Here is a 550-nt window from a genome sequence, read left to right as displayed (position 1 = left end):
GACACCGTCGCGGGCGGCAGCGTCTGCGCGGGGGTGATGGTCGCGACGGCGCGAATCCGCGGCCGGTCTTCGTTCTCCGCGGCCTGCGCGGCGGCCAGCACCGCCGAACCGCCGCCCGTCGAGTGCCCGGCCAGGCCGAGCTTCGCCGGGTCGACGCTGATGCCGTCCGGACCGAGACGGACCGTCGTGATCAGGTCGAGGGTGGTGAGCAGATCGCCGGCCAGCAGCCGGTGCGACGGCAGCGGTCCGCGCTGGGTGGCCGGAGCCGCCGCGACGATGCCCCAGCTCGCGAGGTGCCGGAGCAGGTGCCGGTAGCTCCCGGTGGGCTGGAGCCAGCCGTGCCCGAAGGCGATCGCGGGCAGACCGAGCCCCGAGCGGGGTGTGAACACGACACCGGGCAGTCCGACCAGGGCGAGGTTGCCGCGAAGCACCTCGTGCGGACCTGGGTGAGACAGCTCCGCGAGCAGCTGCTTGGGCTTGCTGGCCATGCTCGTGACCTTACTGCCCGCACCCCCGTCCGGCCCGCGCGCCGCCCCACGCGTCGCGTTTA

1 protein-coding gene is annotated in these 550 nt (G+C 74.4%); it reads right to left on the bottom strand.

What is annotated here, in order from left to right; translation table 11 throughout:
- The coding region (locus CFP71_RS42830; protein ID WP_167406486.1) for a dienelactone hydrolase family protein at window positions 1-488 on the bottom strand (488 nt) is incomplete at its 3' end.
- Between the last annotated feature and the right edge of the window lie 62 nt (window positions 489-550).

Origin of the sequence: Amycolatopsis thailandensis (assembly GCF_002234405.1) — a bacterium.
Classification (GTDB): Bacteria; Actinomycetota; Actinomycetes; order Mycobacteriales; family Pseudonocardiaceae; genus Amycolatopsis; species Amycolatopsis thailandensis.
Note: the sequence above shows the minus strand (reverse complement) of the source record. Positions and strands in the feature narration are given on the sequence as shown.